Here is an 18580-nt window from a genome sequence, read left to right as displayed (position 1 = left end):
CTCATTTCAACATCTCCGGCACGATCAGACGCGGCAGGAACAGCGACACGCTCGGCCAGACGATGACGGCCGCCAGCACGAGCAGCATCGGAATCAGCATGATCACCGTGTCCTTCAGGGCATAGCGCAGCCGCACCCCCGCGATCGAGCAGGCGATCATCAAGCACAGGCCATAAGGGGGCGTCACCAACCCGAAGGCCAGCGATATGATGGAGATGATCGCGAACTGGACCGGATGGAGGTCGACTGATTTCGCCAGGGGTTCGAGAACGGTGCCGACGATGATGATCGCCGGAATGGCGTCGAGGAAGCAGCCCACCACCAGAAAGCAGAGCGCGATGAAGAAGCCGGCCCCGATCGCGCCCATGCCCCAGGTCGAGACGTTGGCCAGCAGTTCCTGCGGAATCCTGTAGTAAGCCAGCAGCCAGCCGAACGCGCTCGCGGTGCCCACGCAGAACAGCGCGACGCCGGCCAGGCGCCCGGTGTCGAGCAAAGCCTTGTAGAGTTCGCGCGCGCCGGTTTCACGGTAGAAGAACGTCGACAGCGCGACGGAATAAAGCACCGCGACGCAGGCGGATTCGGTCGCGGTGAACCACCCCAGCAGGATGCCGCCGACGATGATGAACGGCGTCAGCAGCGCCGGTATCGAGCGCCAGATGGCGCAGCACATCTCCCTCCAGGTGTCCTTCGGATAGGTCGGATAACCGCGACGCGTCGCGTAGACATGCACGGTCGCCATCTGCGCGCCGGCGATCAGCAATCCCGGCACGATGCCCGCGAGATACATCGCGGCGATCGAGGTCGAGATCAGTCCGCCCCACACGATCATCAGGATCGAGGGCGGGATGATGACGGCGAGCACGGCCGAGACCGCGGTGATGGCGATGGAGAACGAGAGGTCGTAACCCTCCTTGGTTTGGGCATCGATGAAGATCTTGGACTGGCTCGCCGCGTCCGCGGTGGAGGAGCCGGAGATGCCGGCAAAGAACACCGACAGCACCACGTTGATCTGCGCCAGCGACCCCGGCCAGTGCCCGACCATTGAGCGGGACAGCGCCACCAGCCGGTCGGTGATGCCGCCGATGCTCATCAGATTGGCGGTGAGCAGGAAGAACGGCACCGCCAGCAGAATGAACGAATTGTAGGCGTTGAAGGTTTCCTGCGCGAGCGTCATCAGCGACAGATGCGGCTCGATCAGCAGGATCGGCACGCAGGCAAGGCCAAGCGCGAACGCGACCGGCACGCGTATGATGAGCAGGCCAACGAAAGTACCGAACAGGACCATTGCGGCCTGTCCGGCAGAGAGAACATTGCCGCTCATTGATTTGCCCCAACCAGAATCCGCGCCTCGTCGACAATCTGTTCACCGGCGAACACGATCCAGGTCGCGCCGGCAACCGGCCAGGCGACGTGGATCAGCCAAAGCGGCAGATCGGCCAGCTCCGAGGTTCTATTCCAGGCAAAACGGGTAAACTCGATGCCGGCGGATACGAACACCAGCGCCAGCGCCAGCACGCCGAGCCGCGCGAGAATCCGCACCATGGCCTCGCTTCGGCGTGACAGGTCAGGCCAGACGTCGACTTCAAAATGCTGCGACTCTCTGATGCCGACCATGGCGCCGATCATGATCGTCCAGATAAACATGAACCGCGCCATCTCCTCGGTCCAGATGTAGGACGGAATCAAAGGCGTGTAGCGCGAGATGATCTGCAACGTGACCGGAATGACCAGAAGGCCGACAGAGGCGGCGAGCAGGATTTCCAGCAGTTTTGCATAGGCCGCCGTTGCTCGGCGCCATGGCGACGGGTTCGGTGGCATCGATATTTCGGTCATTACGACTCCGGAGGATCACAATCATGCAATGGGGCAAGCCGTCTGGCTTGCCCCGACGTCCTGTCGCGTGGGCGGCGACAGTTCTCAGACGACGTTGATCTTCTCGAAAATGCCTTCCGCGCCGATTTCCTTGGCGTAGGTGGCCATCACGGGATCGGCGAGCTTCTTCATGGCGTCGCGCTCTTCGAAGGGAACGCGCTTGAGCTTGCCGGCCTTCTCCAGCGTGTCGAGCTTGACGACCTCCTCGCTCGACTCCAGTTGACGACCATAGTCGCCGGCTTCCTTGCCGGCTTTCATGATCGCGTCCTGCAAGTCCTTGGGCAAGGTCTTCAACGTCTTCACCGAGAAGCAGATCGGCCGTATCGACACGGCGTGCTGGGTCAGGTTGAGATGCGGAGCCACTTCGTAGAACTTCATCGCCTCGACGCCGGCCGCCTCGTTCTCCCCGGCCGCTATCACGCCGTTCTGGATCGCGTTGTAGATTTCGTTATAGGCGATCACCGTCGGGCTCATGCCCACGGCCGCAAAGGTCTTCGACCAGATCGGCGCGCCTTGTACGCGCACCTTGAGTCCCTTCAGGTCGGCGAGAGTCTTGAGCGGCTTGTTGGCAAAAATGTTGCGGATGCCACCACCGGAATAGCCGATCAGAACGACCTCGGCCTTGGCCGCAACTTCGTCGGCGATCGGCGCCAGGATATTGGCTTCGACGACCTTGTTCATGTGTTCGATGCCCTTGAACACGAAGGGCGCGTCGATGAACGGGGCCGCCTTGGCGAAGGTCGACATGTGAGCCGGCGAGACGATGCCGTAGTCGACGGCTTTGCCCTGCGACATGTACTCGAAATACTGCTTTTCGAGGCCAAGCGAGGAATTCCTGTGCAGTGTGAAGTTGACGGGCTTGCCGTAATACTTCTTCACCAGCTCTTCGAACCGGAGCAGTGCCCGGTTGAAGGCGTGGTCGTCGTTGAACTGGACCGCGCCGTTCAGCGTGATCGGCGACTGTGCCCTGATGATCGACGGCATGCCGATCGCAGCCGCTGCAGTGGTCGCACCGATCCCAGCGAGAAATGACCTTCGCTTCATCGTCTCCCCTCCCTTTGTTGCTCCGGCCCTGTCGCCGGGCCGTGAGCGCAGCCGGTATGCGGCTTGCGAGAGGGAAGCGTATGGAAAACGTCGGCGCGACGGAAGTCATTTCGCGTGCGCGGAGGGTCCTCTTCGTCGCAGGGCCACCCTTTTCGCGAACTGCTGCACTGCAACTTGCGCTCCTGCCGATGCGTGGCAGGCCGAGGGGCGCCCTCCTCCTCTCGGAGCAGACGGCTTGCGGACCTGTGCGCTGCACGCACAGACCCGCTCGCCTTCCACTGTGCTTTAATGCAAATGGCCGATCAGATAGATGCCGCCGCCGATCACCAGCACGGCCGGCACGGCCCAGAGAATCAGAACTGGCATTTGTCATCCTCCTCAGTTGGACGTGCAGACCTTGACGGTCTTCATGCCGCTTTCAGCCTCGGTGCGCGACTTGTAGATCGTGCCCGACGGGCTGACGACGGTCATGGACGTGTCCGTCGGCTTCTTGTCCACGATCGTGCACTTCTTGGTTTTGACGTCTTGCACGACGTAGAACTCGTCGGCCGCGAACGCCGGCAGGGATATTGCGGCAAGCATCAGTGCTGCAGTTACTATCTTCAACTTCATTTGTCGTCCTCCTCCAGAGCCCGAGCCGTTCAACTCGGTGAGCTATAAACGGGAAAAAGCGGCAATTAGTTCCCTGCGCCGGGAACGCTGTCGGCGATGAGGGGTTGTTGCGGCGCATATTCGAACGAGGAGAACGAGATGAAGAAGTTGTTCCTGCTTTCCGCCGCCGCGGTCCTGATTTCGACCGGTGCTTTCGCGCAATCGACCGTCGTGACGACGACCGGGACGGGCCACGCGGCGGCCGTTCAGATCGAGCCGCAGTACCGAACCAAGATCAAATCCTACGTCACCGAGCACCGCGTCCGTCCGGTGACGACCAAGGAAAAGATCGTTGTCGGTGCGGCCGTGCCGAGCGACGTCGAACTCGAGGCCGTTCCCGCAGACTGGGGTCCGTCGCTGACCAAGTATCGCTACGTCTACTCCGGCGATCACGTGATGCTCGTCGATCCCGGCTCGCGCACCGTCGTTCAGGAAATTGATTGATCCAGGTGTAAGGGGGCCGCCTTGAAGGCGGCCGCCCTCTCCGGGAGTTGAAGTAATGAAATCGTATCGAGAGGCCCGGATCGCCGGGCTCAGCCTGGCTGCCGTCTACGCCATGTGCCTGCTGCTGACCGCAATCAGCATGAGCTGAGGCGCAGCCGCGGACTGCGCTGCAAAACCTTGTCCCTGGGCGGCTCGTCCGGACGCGAAAAATTATGGCGCAGCGCAAATCCCGCCCTTATGGTCTCCCAAAACCATAAATCCGGCGCTCCTCTGCGCTGGAACCGGGACGCCCGCGTTTGTCAAAGCTCACTTTGCCGGTCCGGCTCGCTCTTCTGGTCACGGGAACGATGTTGCCGCTGATCGTCTTCGCGGTCGGTATTGCGGTCTACAATTACAAGCAGGACCGCAACGATGCGACCCGCCGCGTGCTGGAGAACGTGCGCAGCATGCGCCTCGTGCTGGATTCCGAGGTGCAGCGGATGACCGGCGGCTTGCAGGTGCTTGCGCTGACGAATTCGCTGCGCAACGACGACTTCCAGAGCTTCCGCCGCATCGCGCTCGGCTTCGTCGACCAGTACGGCAAGGGTGGCCTCGTGCTGATCTCCGATCGCAAGGGCCGGCTGTTGTTTTCCTCTGCGACCGAGGACACCGCGAGCCTGCCGCCCCGCGGTCATCTCGAGATCATCGAGAAGGTGTTTGCGACCAGGTCGCCGCAATATTCCGACCTGTTCACCGGCGCGATCAACGGCCGGCCAGTGCTTACGGTCGAGGTTCCGGTGCTCCGCGACGGCGAAGTGATCTACGACCTCTGCTTCAGTCCGCCGATCAGCATCTTTCAGGACCTGGTCGAGAAGCAGCGGCCCGACCGGGACTGGACGGTTTCCCTGCTCGACACCAAGGCTTTCGTGTTCGCGCGCACGCCGAAACCTACGGAGATCTTCGGCAAACGGGCTACCGGCACGCTGTATGAGAGTATGTTGCGCACGCAGGAAGCCGCACTCTCGACGGTTTCGCTCGACGGTGTTGCGTTGTCCACCGTCTATACGAGGTCGCGGCTGACCGGCTGGACCATCGTGGCCGGCGTCGCCGAGAGCTCGCTGATCGCGCCGCTCTGGCGCAACATCGCGATCACCAGCCTGATCGGGGGCATCCTGCTGCTGACCGGCCTGACCTTCGCGGTCAGGATGGCGACCACGATCGCGCGCGGCGAGATGCTGCACGATCTCCTGATCGACGAGCTCAACCATCGCGTCAAGAACACGCTCGCCTTGATGCAGGCGATCGCAGTGCAGACCTTCCGCAGCGCCAGCCGGGACGAGCGGACGAAATTCGAGGGCCGGCTCGGCGCGCTGGCCGAGGCTCATAATTTGCTCAGCCAGGAGAAATGGGCAGGCTCCGAGCTGCGGGACGTGATCACACGTGCTCTACAACCGTTCCTGCTGAACAATCCCGAGCGCATCCGCATGGCCGGCCCCGCGGTGCCGCTGTCGCCGCGGCTCGCCGTGGTGCTGTCGATGATCGTGCACGAGATCGCCACCAACGCCGCGAAATACGGCGCGCTGTCCAACGAGACCGGCCGAGTGACGCTGGAGTGGGAGGTCCTTGCCGAGGCGCCGAAGCCGCGGCTGCGCCTGATCTGGACCGAGATCGGCGGACCGCCGGTAACGGCGCCGGTGCAACGCGGCTTCGGCTCGCGCCTGATCGAGCGTAGCGCGCGTGACCAGCTCGGCGGCGAGGCAACGGTCGACTTCCTGCCCCGCGGCGTGGTCTGCACGGTGATTTGCGCGCTGGACGAGGCGCGATGAACGGAGGCTGGCAATGAAGATCACAAGGGTTCGCACGCACATTCTCGAAGCAAAGCTGTCGCAGCCCTTCGCCTATTCGCGCGCCTGGTACGACACGCGCACCGCGATGCTGGTCGAGATCGAGACTGACGACGGTCTTGTCGGCTGGGGCGAATGCTACGGTCCGGCACGCATGACGGCGGCGGTGGTTCGCAACATCGAACCATGGCTGATCGGCGAGGATCCGTTGCGCACCGACGTGCTGTGGCAGATGGTCTACGCGCGCCTGCGGGATCACGGCCAGAAGGGCGTCGTGATCCAGGGGATGAGCGGCATCGACATCGCGCTATGGGACATCAAGGGCAGGCATTTTGGCGTGCCCGTGCATCAGCTTCTCGGCGGCGCCGCGCGCAAGCAGGTTGCGGCCTATGCGACCGGTCTCTACCGGCGCAAGTCAGGCGATCCGCTGACCTATCTGCCGGAGGAAGCGGCGGGCTATGCCGCCGAAGGATTCCGCGCCGTGAAGCTGAAGGTCGGTTTCGGCATCGCGGAGGATGCCGCGATCACCCGCGCGGTGCGCGAGGCGATCGGCCCCGATGTTGCGCTGATGGTCGATGCGAACCACGCCTACGATTCGGTCGCGGCGATCCGGCTCGGCCGCATGATCGAACGCCATGACATCGGATGGTTCGAGGAGCCGGTGCCGCCGGAGGATGTTGCAGGCTATCGCGCGGTGCGGTCGGCGCTCTCGATCCCCATCGCCGGCGGCGAATGCGAATTCACCCGCTTCGGCTTCCGCGACCTCTTCGCTTCTCGCGCGATCGACATCGCCCAGCCCGACACCTGCGCGGCAGGTGGTTTGAGTGAATGCAAGAAGATCGCCGACATGAGCGAGGCGTTCGGCATCCGCTACAATCCGCACGTCTGGGGCACCGGCATCGCGGTCGCCGCCTCGCTCCAGCTTCTCGCCGTGCTGCCCTCGCACACGCCGACTTCGCTGTCACCGCTCGAGCCGATGCTTGAATTCGACCGCACCGAACATCCGATCCGGCAGGCGATTTTAAAGGAGCCGATCGAGCACGCGAAGGGCGTCGTGCAGGTGCCCGAGGGGCCAGGCCTCGGCATCGAGATCGACCGCGCCGCGCTGGCGCGCTTTGCGGCGGACGCCTAACCGAACGTCTGCAGCGCCGGAAACGTCTCCAGCAGCCAGATGCTCACATTCGAGACCGCGCCGGTGAGGAATCCAATGCCGGTGATCACCATCAACACGCCCATGGCGCGCTCGACATTGACGAGATGGCCCTTCATGCGCGCGAACAGGGTGGAAAACTGCTCGATCATGAGGGCGGCGATCAGGAAGGGGATGCCGAGGCCGGCCGAATAGACCGCGAGCAGGCCGGCGCCCTTCGTCACCGTCGCTTCGGCGGCGGCGACCGAGAGGATCGCGGCGAGGATCGGGCCGATGCAGGGCGTCCAGCCAAAGGCAAAGGCGAGCCCCATCACATAAGCACCCCAGAGGCCGACGGGCTTGGGCGCGGTCAAGCGTCCCTCGCGCATCAAGAAGCCGATACGCGTCAGGCCGAGGAAGTGCAGGCCCATGACGATGATGACGATGCCGGCGAGGATCGAGAGTTCGGCCGACCAGGCGCGGATCAGCCCGCCGATCAGCGAGGCGCTGGCGCCGAGCGCCACGAACACCGTGGAGAAGCCGAGCACGAACAGGAGCGCCGACATCATGATCGCGCGTTTGGAGGCTGATGCGGGCTCGTTGCTTTCGACATGCTCGATCGTCGCGCCCGTCAGATAGATCAGGTAGGGCGGAACCAGCGGCAGGACGCAAGGGGAGAGGAAGCTGACAAGGCCGGCAATCAGCGCCGCCGGGATCGAAACATTTTGCATGATGCAGTCGGAGCCATCTCAGGCGCCGGTGCGGCGCGCGGGGAATGCGCGCGGCCCGGAGCCGAACCGGCTCTGGTGTAGCCGATGCCAGCGAATGCGCAACAGAGGCGCGCAAAACCAGGGCTCCTCCCGATGCCGTCTGCAATCACAGATGCGGCATCGGGACACGCACAAATCTCGCCAAAAAGCGAAACTCGGCGGCGCGGCTACTTCACCACGCGGAGCAGCGGACGCCGGGGCTGGTCCTGCGTCTGCTTGGAGGGGGGCTGCGGTTCGCTCGTGGCCGTCCGCAGCATTTCGTCGCACAGCGCCTTGAGATCGGCACCGTCAATTCCTTTGAGCTTCATCCGCACGTCCAGGATGACGATGGACAGCAGCTCGGCCGACTCACGGCTGTTGCTCTCGTTGAGCACCCTGCGGCACTCTTCGAGCGTTTCCAGCACCGACTGCAACTGTTCGTCTGAATGCGACACGGCGTTCTTTCCGCTAATTCGGCCTGTGAGACGTGGTTGTGACGACCTCTTTGGCCCCCATGGAGCGTCGAGGATAACACGAGGCCGCTGCGCCCCCGAATATGATTTCAGTGTGTTTCTGCCTTGAAACCGCGGTTCCGGCGCGTATTGCGTCGCGCCGCCGGCCGTCGAAACGCTCAGTCGTAACGCCCTCGATCGTAAAGCCCTCGATCGTAAAACCCTCAGTCGTAAAACGCCTGGCGTGCTGCAATTGATCCATCGCGGAAGGCACCGGCTCTCGCGCAAGGACGTTCATTGCGGACAATGCCGACGATCCCGCAGCCCTGTCGCGGCTCACAACGGAACTCACGCCACACCCCTCATACGGGCGATGGTTTGCCCGATTCCAACCCTTGTTCCCGGCCCTGGAGCACCAGAATACCACCTGCGGCGTAGTAAGGATGACGTTCAAAACTCGTCGTTCCCCAACCCGCCGTGGTTGTGGTTTGCCCCAGATTCTGCCAGTTTAGCGACCCGAAGGGACTTGTATGCACTCCTTGGCGGAAAGGGGCGTTCCACTGGAGGAACGCCCAAAGACAAACATCAGCGGCCTGTCGGACTGGGATGCGGCGCGCATTTTCCTGGAAGTCGTCCGATGCGGAAGTTTCCGCTCGGCGGCCGAGCGCCTGTCGCTGTCGATCAACGCCGTCCGCCGCCGGATCGATGATTTCGAACGCCAGACTGGCACCACCCTGTTCACCCGCGACGTCCACGGCACCCGTTTGACCGACGAAGGCGCGCTGGTGGTCTCCGCCGTCGAGCAAATGGAGGCGGCCGCGTTCGACGTGCTGCGCACCAGCGATTCGACGGCGAACGCCCTGTCCGGCGAGGTCCGCGTCGCCGTCACCGAGGGACTGGGCACATTCTGGCTCGCCCCCCGGCTGGTCGAATTCCAGCAGACCTATCCGAAGATCCTGGTCGACCTGCACTGCGCGATGCGCTCGGCCGACGTCTCCCGCCACGAGGCCGACGTCGCCATTCACCTGTCGCGGCCCTCCGCGCTCGACGTCAAGCTGGTGCGGCTCGGCCGCATGCATCTGATGTTCTGGGCCTCCGAGAAATACATTTCGAAATATGGCGCGCCGCGCTCGGCGATGGAGTTGATCAAGCACCGCCTGGTGCTGCAGTTCGCCGACCAGCTCGCCGCCAAGCAAACTTTCGAGAGCTTCTTCCCCGGCGTTCCGGAACGTGACCTTCTGGTCATGAAGACCAACGTCTCGAGCGCCAACTACTGGGCGGTCGCGAATGGCGCCGGAATCGGCGTATTCCCGAGCTACGCCATTGCGCTTGGCGGGAAGTTGATTCCACTGGAGGTCGAGCTGAACAGACCGCTGGATATCTGGTTGTCCTACCATCCCAGTAGCGGCCGGATTCCGCGCGTGCGGCACATGATTGACTGGCTGATCGAAGCCTTCAATCCGGCGCGCTTCCCGTGGTTTAAGGAAGAGTTCGTGCACCCGCATGAATTCAAGGACGAGTATATGGGCGAACCCCTGACCCAGCTCTTCGGGGGGTTTTCAACCGAAGACCGATGAGAAAAAAGATGAAGACAGCGGCGAAGAGAATGAAGCAGCGCAGTGCCGGCAAGCCGGACATTGAGCTGGGCAAGCGAATCCGTCTGCGGCGCGTCGAGATGAAGGTCTCGCAGGCCGAGCTCGGCGAGAAGCTCGGCGTCAGTTTCCAGCAGGTCCAGAAGTACGAGAAGGGCGTCAATCGCGTCGGCGCGGCCCGGCTTCAGCAGATCGCCACCGCCCTCGATGTGCCCGTGACCTTCTTCTATGACGGCGACAACAAGGCGCGCGAAGTCGAGAGCCTGCTCTTCCTGGACTCGGCCTTCAGCCTCCGCCTGCTGCGCGCCTACAGCAAGATCAAGGACCAGACGGTGCAGCGTCAGCTCGTTTCGCTGATGGAATCGATCGCGGCGAACGAAGCCTGAGCCGATCGGCGTTCGCGCCTTTCCGCCCGATGTTCAATCCGCCGCGTCACGGGGCGCGGCTGGATTGGACGAGACCCGGACGAGATCTATCCGGCCCGCGCTCGCGCGGACTTCTCGGGGCGGCATGACCGCCCCTTTTTGTTGACCATTTTTCCCGCTGTCGCCCGCAGTTTTCGCGAACCCATTCCGCCGCTGTCGCGACCCAATCCAGAGACCGCCGTCCGACGTCCGGGCTCGCGATGCGCCGTGCTTAAGGGGACCGCAACCGGGAGGTGCTAGCCTCCCGCCGATTTCTCGAATCAGCACGACGAACCGGGAATTTCCGATGCGATCGCTCGTCCGGGCCTCGCTCTCATGGGAAGATGGGACACATGTCGAAACGCCATGCGATGATCATTGCCGTCGGCATGCTTGCGAGTGCCTCTGCGCTTGCTCAGACCGAGACCATTGGACAGGCCGGGCCCAAGCCGGCGACTGCGGCTGGCACGGTGCCGGCCACCGCCAATCCGGCCCACGCAGCCCCACCGAAAACTGCCGCGCCGGCATCCGCTTCGACGGCAGAGAGCCGTTCGGCCGCGGCGCTCGCGCTGACGCATGAGCCGACCTATGACGAAGGATCCGCCCATCGCATCAAGGATGCGGCGCTGAGCTATTCCGATCTGGCAGTGCGCGGCGGCTGGCCGGCGATCCCGGCAGACGCCAAATTCGCGCCCGGCGCCCAGGGCGCCAATGACGATCTCCTGCGCAAGCGGCTGGTCGTCTCCGGCGATCTTTCCGCCGACAAGGCGAGCGGCGCCTTCGACCAGGATCTCGCCGACGCCGTGAAACGCTTCCAGGCCCGCCACGGCCTCGCGCCGACCGGAACGATGACGCCGCGCACGATCGCGGCGATGAACGTGCCGGTGCAGAAGCGCATCCGGCAGCTGGAGGCTTCGCTGCAGCGGCTCGAGAACATGAATTTCGGCTTCGGCCAGCGCTATGTCGTCGTCAACATCCCCGCCGCCTTCGCCGAAGCGGTCGAGAACGACGTCGTGGTAAGGCGTTATCGCGTGATCGTCGGCAAGACCGAAAAGCCCTCGCCGACGCTCACGGCCCAGATCAGCAGCGTCGTCCTCAATCCGACCTGGACGGTGCCCTCCTCGATCGCCAAGACCGAGATCTCCGCGCATATGCGCAAGGATCCCACCTATCTGTCGCGCATGCACATGGAGGTGCTCGACGCCCACGACAATCCGATCGACCCGAATTCGGTCGACTGGTCGGGCACGCATACGCCGAATTTTACCGTGCGCCAGCACAACGGCACGTTCAACGCGCTCGGCGCGGTCAAGATCGACATGCCGAATTCCTACTCGGTCTACATGCACGACACCAACCAGCGCAATCTGTTCAGCGATGACTACCGCTTCGATTCTCATGGCTGCTCGCGCGTCGACAATGTGCGCGATCTCGCCGCATGGCTGTTGAAGGACCAGCCGAAATGGAGCCGCGCCGCGATCGACGCGGAAATCGCCAGCGGCCAGCATCTCGACGTCGCCATGGTGAAGAAAGTGCCGGTGGCCTGGATCTATCTCACGGCGTGGATGACCAGGGACCAGACCGTCCAGTTCCGCAACGACGTCTATAACCAGGACGAGCAGCTGCTGGAGGCGACCGCCGAAGAGGCGGCCTTCTTCAGCAATGCCGGCAGCCATCCGCTGACCGCGCACATGACGAGATAGACCGCGCCATGCAATCGCGGCACAGGCGACTGCAAAGCCACCTCCGCTGCCGCGGTTGACCCAGGCCTCGCCCCGGACGAACATTGCACCTCGCCAACGAAAGCGAGCGCGATGTCCGACATATCAAGCACAACCGAAATTCCCTACGCCGACGGCAAAATCCTCAAGCACACAGCCGGTGGCGTCGGCGTGATCACCTTCAACAATCCCGACAAGCGCAACGCGATGTCGCTGGAGATGTGGGAGGGATTTGGCGAGGCGCTGACGGCCTTGCGCGACGACGCTGCCGTGCGCGTCGTCATCCTGCGCGGCGCCGGCGGCAAGGCGTTCGTATCGGGCGCCGACATCAGCCAGTTCGAGAAGACTCGGCATAACGCCGCCGCTTCCGAGGAATATGGCAAACGCAGCGCCGCCCAGCGCGCGCTGCTCGCCGATTATCCCAAGCCGACCATTGCCTGCATCCAGGGCTTTTGTCTCGGCGGCGGCATGCAGGTGGCGATGCTCGCCGACATCCGCATCGCCTCCCATGGCAGCCAGTTCGGCATTCCCGCGGCGAAGCTCGGCATCGCCTACGGTTATGATGGATTGAAGCACCTGGTGTCGCTGGTCGGACCGTCCTGGGCACGGCTCCTGATGTACACGGGCATGCACATCGATTCCACCGAAGCGCTGCGCATCGGGTTGGTCGAGCGCGTGGTTCCGGAGGATCAGCTCTGGGGCGAGACCATGGGCATCGCCGAAACGATCTCGCAAAATGCGCCACTCGCGATCAAGGCCGCCAAGCTCACCATTGCTCAGGTGCTGAAGGACGAAAGCGCGCGCGACATGGAGGCAATCAGGGCCGTCGGCACGGCCTGCATGGACAGCGCCGACTTTCGCGAGGGCCGGCAGGCCTTCATGGAGAAGCGCAAGCCGCAGTTCCAGGGATGGTGATTCCGTTATTGCCACGACGCGCAGCGACGACGGCAGGCAACGTGAACATGCATTCAGGAAGATTAAATTCCCACGCCGCTGCAACACCATAGCAACCAGCTGATTTGCTGGAAGTTCTCTCGCCATCAAACGAGGGAGATTGCGATGAAACTCAAATTTGCTGTTGTTGGTCTGGCTGCCCTGGGCGGCGCAGCGCTCATGTCAGGACAGGCGCTGGCGGCGATGCCGAATGGCATTCCGCAGGCCGACCGTATCGCGAGCGGCCCGGCAGCCGACGTCGACCAGGTGCGCTGGGTCTGCAACCCCTGGGGTCGCTGCTTCCGGCGTCCGAACTATTATGGCGCCTACGGCTATTACGGCGGCCCGCGACGCTTCTACGGCCCACGTCCGTGGGGCTGGGGCCACCGCCACCACTGGCGTCGCTGGTGAACTACAGGGGGCCGCGAGGCCCCTCTTCCTTAACTACAGCGCCGCGAGCACCGCCTTCGTGATGTCGGCCGTGCCATTACTGCCGCCGAACTCCATCGGCTTGAGGCCGCCGGCGTAGACCTTGTCCACGGCGCGCTCGATTTGCTCGCCGGCCTCGGCCGCGCCCTCGACGCCGTGCTTGTCGGCGAGCCAGTCCAGCATCATTGCAGCCGACAGGATCATGCCGGTGGGATTGGCCTTTCCCTGCCCCATGATGTCGGGCGCGGTGCCGTGGCACGGCTGGAACACGGCGTACTTGTCGCCGATGTCGGCCGACGGCGCCATGCCGAGGCCGCCGATCAGGCTCGCGGTGATGTCGGAAACGATGTCGCCGAACATGTTCTCCATTACCATCACGTCGAAATCCCAGGGACGCTTCACCAGCATCGCCGAACAGGCATCGACATAGAGCCGGTCGGTCTTCACCTCCGGATGACGCTTGGCGATCTCGTCGAAGATGCCGCGGAAGAACGCAAAGGCCTTGAACACGTTCGCCTTGTCGACGCAGGCCAGCGCCCCGGGCTTGCCGCGCGCCTTGCGCCGCTCGGCGAGGCGAAACGAGAACTCGAACAGGCGCTCGGACGTCTTGCGCGTGATCACCATGGTCTCGCGCGCCTCCTCATGGGTGACGACGCCCTTGCCCATCGAGGCGAACAGGCCTTCGGTGGACTCCCTGATCACGACGAGATCGATGCCGCGCTGGTCGGCGCCGACGATCGGGCTCGGCACGCCCGGAATGAGACGCGCCGGGCGCACACCGGCATAGAGATCGAAGATGAAGCGCAACTGGATCTGCGGCGCGATCTCGGTGTTGTCGGGATAACGCACCGACGGCAGGCCGCAGGCGCCGAGCAGGATCGCGTCCGCCTCCTCGCACAGCTTGATGGTGGTGTCGGGCATCGACTTGCCGGTGGCGAGATAATGATTGGCGCCCGCCGCCGCCTCGGTGAAGCGGAAGCTCAAGCCGGATTTCGTCTCGATCTTGCGCAGGACTTCGATGGCCGGCGCCATGACTTCGGGACCGATGCCGTCACCGGCGAGCACGGCAATGTGGAAGGCGTTATTTGCGGACATCGGGTTTCCGAATGAAGGAGAGAGACTCGTCATTGCGAGGAGCTCTTGCGACGAAGCAATCCAGACTGTGTCCGCGGAGGGATTTCTGGATTGCTTCACTACGCTCGCAATGACGGCGGATAGAGCGGATGTTACGGCGTCAGCACCGTGCGGCCAACCACCGCGCCCTGCTGCAACTGCACCAGCGCGTCGTTGGCTCTCGCGAGCGGCTGCCGCGTCACGGGGATCGGCGCTATGTTCTTCGCTCGCACGAGGTCGAGCAGCTCCTGCGTCTCGCGCAAATTGCCGACATAGCTGCCCTGGATCGTCACCGCCTTGATCGGGATCAGCGGCAGTGCCCAGGTCGCACCGCCGCCGAACAGGCCGACGATCACGAGCTTGCCGCCCTTGGTCAGGCAGTCGAAGCCGAGTTGCGTGGTGGCGGCGTTGCCGACCAGATCGAGCACGGCGCGGATGGGACCACCGGCTTTCTTGGCAAGCTGCTCCAGCGCGTCGGGCGCCTTGGGATCGACGGTCGCGAGCGCGCCGGCTTTCTCTGCGGCTTCGCGCTTCTTCGCGTCGATGTCGACCATGATCGCGCCCTTGCCGCCCATCGCCTTCAGAAGCGACAGTGCCATCAGGCCAAGTCCGCCGGCACCGAACATCACGATCGGCGTGTCGAAGTGCTGCTCGAGCTTCTTCAGCGCGCTGTAGGTCGTGACGCCCGAGCAGGCGTAGGGTGCAGCCGACGCGGGATCGAGGCCTCTAAGATTGAGCAAATAGCGCGGATGCGGCACCAGCATGTGGTCGGAATAGCCGCCGTCGCAATAGACGCCGAGCGAACGCGGTGTCAGGCACATGTTCTCGTCACCGGCGAGGCACGTTGCGCATTTGCCGCAGCCGATCCAGGGATAGACCAGGCCGACATCGCCGATCTTCACGTCGCCCTGGTCCGACGACTTCACGTCCGGGCCGAACGCCAGGACCTCGCCGACGGTCTCGTGCCCCATGGTCAGCGGCAGGTTGATGCCGCGGTCCTTCAGCGAGAGCGGCTTGCGGCCGTGGCCGAGATCGTAGCCGCCTTCCCAGATGTGGAGGTCGCTGTGGCAGACGCCGGCGGCCTTGACCTTGATAAGCACCTGCGTGCCGGACGGCTGCGGCGTCGCCTCGTCGAACTCCTGCAGCGGCGCCTTGAAATCGGCGACCTTGAAACTTTTCATTGGCGTCCTCCCGGATACTTTTCTTGTCGTCGCCACCATGCCATGGGCGGCAGGACGAGACAAACGCGGACCTGTCTAATTTAGGCTGACGGACGATGGCAAGCCGGCCACGCGCACGGCCGCATTGCATGCCGCAGCGTGGTATCCATCAGCCTTCCCCTCAGATTTGCCGTGAGACTTGCCCTCAGCCTTGCACGGCTGTTTTGCCTGACGGAATTGGCGCATTGTCGGTGAGCCCGATCTCCGCGCGCAGCCGGTCGGTGTGCTCGCCAAGCACGGCCATCGTCCTGGCCGGCGCCGTGTCGGCACCGGACATCCGGAACGGCAGATTGAGGACCTGGAACGTGCCGCCTTCGTCCTCCACAGACGAGAGCGCCTCACGATGCGTAAGCTGCGGATCGGCCAGTGCCTCGGACACAGTGCGGTAGGCCGACGCCGGCACGCCCGCCGCACCTAGCGCGACAAGACAGACATCGGTCGAGAGCTGCCGCGACCAGGCCTCGACACCGTCCATCAAGTCGGCCCAATTATCGCGACGCGCGGCATAGGTGGAGAAGCGCGGATCGGAGATCCATTCGGGGCGGCCGATCACGCCCATCAGTCCCTTGAACGTCTTTTCGCTTGCAACCGTGATCATGACATAACCGCTTGCCGTCTCGGTCGGGCCGAACATCGGGCGCGGCGGCGGCTTCACGGTGAACTGCGAGTTCTGCAACTCGATCAATGTCAGCGTCAGCATCGATTCCAGCATGGAAACGTCGATGTGCTGGCCGAGCCCGGTCAGGGTCCGCTGGTAGAGCGCCGACGCGATCGCGCCAAACCCGTAGGTGCCGGTGACGACGTCGGCATGGTAGATGCCGCAATAATCCGGGCGGCTGCGACCGGGCTGGTAGGCGAGATGCGCCATGTCGTAGCCGGAGGCTGCATGGATCACCGGCGCATAGGCCGGCAGCTCGGCCGACGGGCCGCTCTGGCCGTAGCCCGAGATCGAGCAGTAGATCAGCTTCGGGTTGACGGCGCGCAGTCTGTCATAGTCGAGCCGCAGCCGATGCATCACGCCGGGGCGAAAATTCTCGACCAGGATGTCGGCAGTCGCGGCCAGCCGGCGAACCGCCTCCTTGCCGTCCTCAGACTTGAGGTCGAGCACGACGCTCTTCTTGCCGACGTTGAGCTGGCCGAAAACGGTGCTGCAGCCCTTGCGCAGCGGCGGCCGGGTCCGCATCGTCTCGCCGCCGTCGGTCTCGATCTTGATGACCTCGGCGCCCATGTCGGCGAGCATCCGCGCACAATGGGGACCGGCGATGGTGGTCGAAAAATCCAGGACCCTGAGGCCGGCGAAGGCCTTTGTCGTGGTCCTCTCATGCTTATCTGATAGCTGCATGCCTGCTTGCGTCCTCGAGTCACTTAGGAACTTATCGAAGTTCTCTGTTGTTAGTGCGCCGACCCTAGAGGGCGGCGGCTGAGTAGGAAAGTCTTTACCGAACAGACACGTCTCGCGGGCGGGCTTGGGAATTCCAGGGCAACTGGACCCGTTCTTGCATAGCAGCAATCGGGCTCCGGCAGAGGGCAGCAGTTCTTGAGGGTCTTGTTCGTTACGACAGAAATGGACGACTTTGTCCGCGTCGGCGGACTTGGAGCCGTTTCCGCTGCACTCCCCCGAGCCCTTCGTCCTTTCGCCGACATCCGGGTCATGTTGCCCGGCTATCGCGACATCATCGAACAACTCACGCATATTCAGGTCGTTGGCCGCTGTCCGGCGTTCGCGGAGATGCCGGCCTGCTCGCTCGGCCGCGCCGCGACCAAGGACGGCCTGCCGGTCTATGTGCTGTTGTGCTCGCAACTCTACGACCGGCCTGGCAACCCCTATGGCGACGAGTCCGGGCGCGACTGGCCCGACAACGACATCCGTTTCGCGCGCTTTGCCTCGGCCGCCGCTGAGCTGGCCATGGGCACGCTGGACAAGGATTGGGCAGCAGACCTGATCCATGCCAATGACTGGCAGGCTTCGCTCGTGCCGGCCTACCTCGCCTGGCGCGGCTCCAAGCTGCCGTCGATCCTGACCATTCACAACCTCGCCTATCAGGGCCTCTTCCCGAAGGACTCGCTGCGGCGGATCGGCGCACCGGAGAGCTCCTTCCACATCGACGGCGTCGAGTTCTACGACCAGCTCTCCTTCCTCAAGGCCGGGCTGGTCTACGCCTCGCATCTCACCACCGTCAGCGGCACCTACGCGCGGGAGATCACCACGGATGAATTCGGCTGCGGTCTCGAAGGCCTGCTTCGAGTCCGCTCCGACGCGGCCGAGCTCACCGGCATCCTCAACGGCATCGACGAGAGCTGGGACCCGCGTTCCTGCGCCCAGCTTGCCCAGCAGTTCGGCGCCGGCGACTGGATCGGCAAGAAGGCCAATGCGGACTATGTGCGCAAGCAGTTTGGGCTTGCGGTGTCGCGCGGCCCGATGTTCGGCATCGTCGCCCGGCTGGTGCACCAGAAGGGCATCGACCTCGTGCTGGCGGCGGCCGACGAGATCGTCGATGCCGGCGGGCAGATCGTGGTCACCGGCTCCGGCGAGCCGGCGCTCGAGCAGGCGCTGATCGACGCGCATCGCCGGCGGCCTGACGCGATCGGGGTCGTGATCGGCTTCAACGAGGCCCAGGCGCGCCGCATCTTCGCCGGTAGCGACTTCACATTGATGCCGTCACGCTTCGAGCCCTGCGGGCTCAGCCAGATGTACGCCCAGCGCTTCGGCTCGCTGCCGATCGGCCACCAGACCGGCGGCCTCGCCGAGACCATCACCGACGGCGAAACCGGCTTCCTGTTCTCAAAGCCTTCGCACGAATCCTTCCTCGGCGGCGTCCGCCGGGCGTTCTCCGCCTTCATGGCGCAGGACCAACTCGACACCATGCGTCGCAGCGCGATGGGACGGTCGTTCTCCTGGAGCATCCCGGCCGGCAGCTACAACGCGCTGTACCGGAAGCTGGCGGCGGTGTGAGCGCCACTCCATCTCCCGTCACCCTGAGGTGGCCGCTTCTTCAGCGGCCCT

The 18580-nt window shown here is 63.9% G+C and carries 18 protein-coding genes; 9 read left to right on the top strand and 9 right to left on the bottom strand.

Going from position 1 to position 18580, the window contains the following annotated elements; genetic code table 11:
- Position 1 precedes the first annotated feature (1 nt).
- The 4 genes from BRA471DRAFT_RS12750 to BRA471DRAFT_RS12735 form a co-directional block, all read right to left on the bottom strand.
- A complete protein-coding gene (locus BRA471DRAFT_RS12750) occupies positions 2-1321 on the bottom strand; it encodes a TRAP transporter large permease (protein WP_007607727.1) in 1320 nt (439 codons plus the stop codon).
- The gene (locus BRA471DRAFT_RS12745; RefSeq protein ID WP_007607725.1) at positions 1318-1833 is read right to left on the bottom strand and encodes a TRAP transporter small permease; all 516 of its coding nucleotides are present in this window, start codon (positions 1831-1833) and stop codon (positions 1318-1320) included. Before BRA471DRAFT_RS12745 ends, BRA471DRAFT_RS12750 begins: the two co-directional genes overlap by 4 nt.
- 84 nt (positions 1834-1917) lie before the next feature.
- Positions 1918-2916 (bottom strand): TRAP transporter substrate-binding protein, encoded by a 999-nt coding sequence (locus BRA471DRAFT_RS12740; protein WP_007607724.1) that lies wholly within the window; start codon positions 2914-2916, stop codon positions 1918-1920.
- A 378-nt stretch (positions 2917-3294) separates the two neighbouring features.
- The gene (locus BRA471DRAFT_RS12735; protein ID WP_007607722.1) at positions 3295-3528 is read right to left on the bottom strand and encodes a hypothetical protein; all 234 of its coding nucleotides are present in this window, start codon (positions 3526-3528) and stop codon (positions 3295-3297) included.
- Between the two features lie 138 nt (positions 3529-3666).
- Here BRA471DRAFT_RS12735 and BRA471DRAFT_RS12730 point away from each other — a divergent pair, with 138 nt between their 5' ends.
- The 3 genes from BRA471DRAFT_RS12730 (at position 3667) to BRA471DRAFT_RS12720 (ending at position 6966) form a co-directional block, all read left to right on the top strand.
- Complete coding sequence (locus tag BRA471DRAFT_RS12730) at positions 3667-4011, top strand: DUF1236 domain-containing protein (RefSeq protein ID WP_007607721.1); 345 nt, start codon at positions 3667-3669, stop codon at positions 4009-4011.
- Between the two features lie 347 nt (positions 4012-4358).
- Positions 4359-5816, top strand: coding sequence for a sensor histidine kinase (locus BRA471DRAFT_RS12725; RefSeq protein WP_007607717.1), 1458 nt, complete (start codon positions 4359-4361; stop codon positions 5814-5816).
- Between the two features lie 13 nt (positions 5817-5829).
- Entirely contained in the window at positions 5830-6966 is a 1137-nt protein-coding gene (locus BRA471DRAFT_RS12720; RefSeq protein WP_007607715.1) for a mandelate racemase/muconate lactonizing enzyme family protein, read from the top strand.
- Here BRA471DRAFT_RS12720 and BRA471DRAFT_RS12715 read toward each other — a convergent pair.
- Complete coding sequence (locus BRA471DRAFT_RS12715) at positions 6963-7694, bottom strand: cytochrome c biogenesis CcdA family protein (RefSeq protein WP_007607713.1); 732 nt, start codon at positions 7692-7694, stop codon at positions 6963-6965. The genes BRA471DRAFT_RS12720 and BRA471DRAFT_RS12715 overlap by 4 nt on opposite strands.
- Before the next feature lie 206 nt (positions 7695-7900).
- A complete protein-coding gene (locus BRA471DRAFT_RS12710; RefSeq protein WP_007607710.1) occupies positions 7901-8167 on the bottom strand; it encodes a hypothetical protein in 267 nt (88 codons plus the stop codon).
- A 527-nt stretch (positions 8168-8694) separates the two neighbouring features.
- On the opposite strand from BRA471DRAFT_RS12710, the gene BRA471DRAFT_RS12700 reads away from it, so the two are divergent.
- From BRA471DRAFT_RS12700 to BRA471DRAFT_RS12680, 5 genes are all read left to right on the top strand, one after another.
- On the top strand, positions 8695-9741 hold the full coding sequence (locus BRA471DRAFT_RS12700; protein ID WP_007607709.1) for a LysR family transcriptional regulator: 1047 nt from the start codon (positions 8695-8697) through the stop codon (positions 9739-9741).
- Between the two features lie 29 nt (positions 9742-9770).
- Positions 9771-10142 carry a helix-turn-helix domain-containing protein gene (locus BRA471DRAFT_RS12695; protein ID WP_026233304.1) on the top strand — a complete coding sequence of 124 codons (372 nt, stop codon included), beginning with the start codon at positions 9771-9773 and terminating at the stop codon, positions 10140-10142.
- Between the two features lie 371 nt (positions 10143-10513).
- Positions 10514-11863, top strand: coding sequence for a murein L,D-transpeptidase (locus BRA471DRAFT_RS12690; RefSeq protein WP_007607708.1), 1350 nt, complete (start codon positions 10514-10516; stop codon positions 11861-11863).
- Between the two features lie 111 nt (positions 11864-11974).
- Positions 11975-12796 (top strand): enoyl-CoA hydratase, encoded by an 822-nt coding sequence (locus tag BRA471DRAFT_RS12685; protein ID WP_007607706.1) that lies wholly within the window; start codon positions 11975-11977, stop codon positions 12794-12796.
- Between the two features lie 144 nt (positions 12797-12940).
- Complete coding sequence (locus tag BRA471DRAFT_RS12680) at positions 12941-13225, top strand: hypothetical protein (RefSeq protein ID WP_007607704.1); 285 nt, start codon at positions 12941-12943, stop codon at positions 13223-13225.
- Between the two features lie 33 nt (positions 13226-13258).
- On the opposite strand, the gene BRA471DRAFT_RS12675 is transcribed toward BRA471DRAFT_RS12680, so the two are convergent.
- The 3 genes from BRA471DRAFT_RS12675 to BRA471DRAFT_RS12665 form a co-directional block, all read right to left on the bottom strand.
- Positions 13259-14338: an isocitrate/isopropylmalate dehydrogenase family protein gene (locus BRA471DRAFT_RS12675; RefSeq protein ID WP_007607703.1), complete on the bottom strand. Its 1080-nt coding sequence runs from the start codon at positions 14336-14338 to the stop codon at positions 13259-13261.
- Positions 14339-14469: 131 nt separating this feature from the next.
- Complete coding sequence (locus BRA471DRAFT_RS12670; RefSeq protein WP_007607702.1) at positions 14470-15537, bottom strand: alcohol dehydrogenase; 1068 nt, start codon at positions 15535-15537, stop codon at positions 14470-14472.
- 184 nt (positions 15538-15721) lie between these two features.
- Entirely contained in the window at positions 15722-16918 is a 1197-nt protein-coding gene (locus BRA471DRAFT_RS12665; RefSeq protein ID WP_007607701.1) for a CaiB/BaiF CoA-transferase family protein, read from the bottom strand.
- A 195-nt stretch (positions 16919-17113) separates the two neighbouring features.
- Here BRA471DRAFT_RS12665 and glgA point away from each other — a divergent pair, with 195 nt between their 5' ends.
- Positions 17114-18529, top strand: coding sequence for a glycogen synthase GlgA (glgA, locus tag BRA471DRAFT_RS12660; RefSeq protein ID WP_007607700.1), 1416 nt, complete (start codon positions 17114-17116; stop codon positions 18527-18529).
- Positions 18530-18580 lie beyond the last annotated feature (51 nt).

The organism is Bradyrhizobium sp. WSM471 (assembly GCF_000244915.1).
In the GTDB taxonomy this organism is placed as follows: Bacteria; Pseudomonadota; Alphaproteobacteria; order Rhizobiales; family Xanthobacteraceae; genus Bradyrhizobium.
This window is presented reverse-complemented; position numbering and strand designations above follow the sequence as displayed.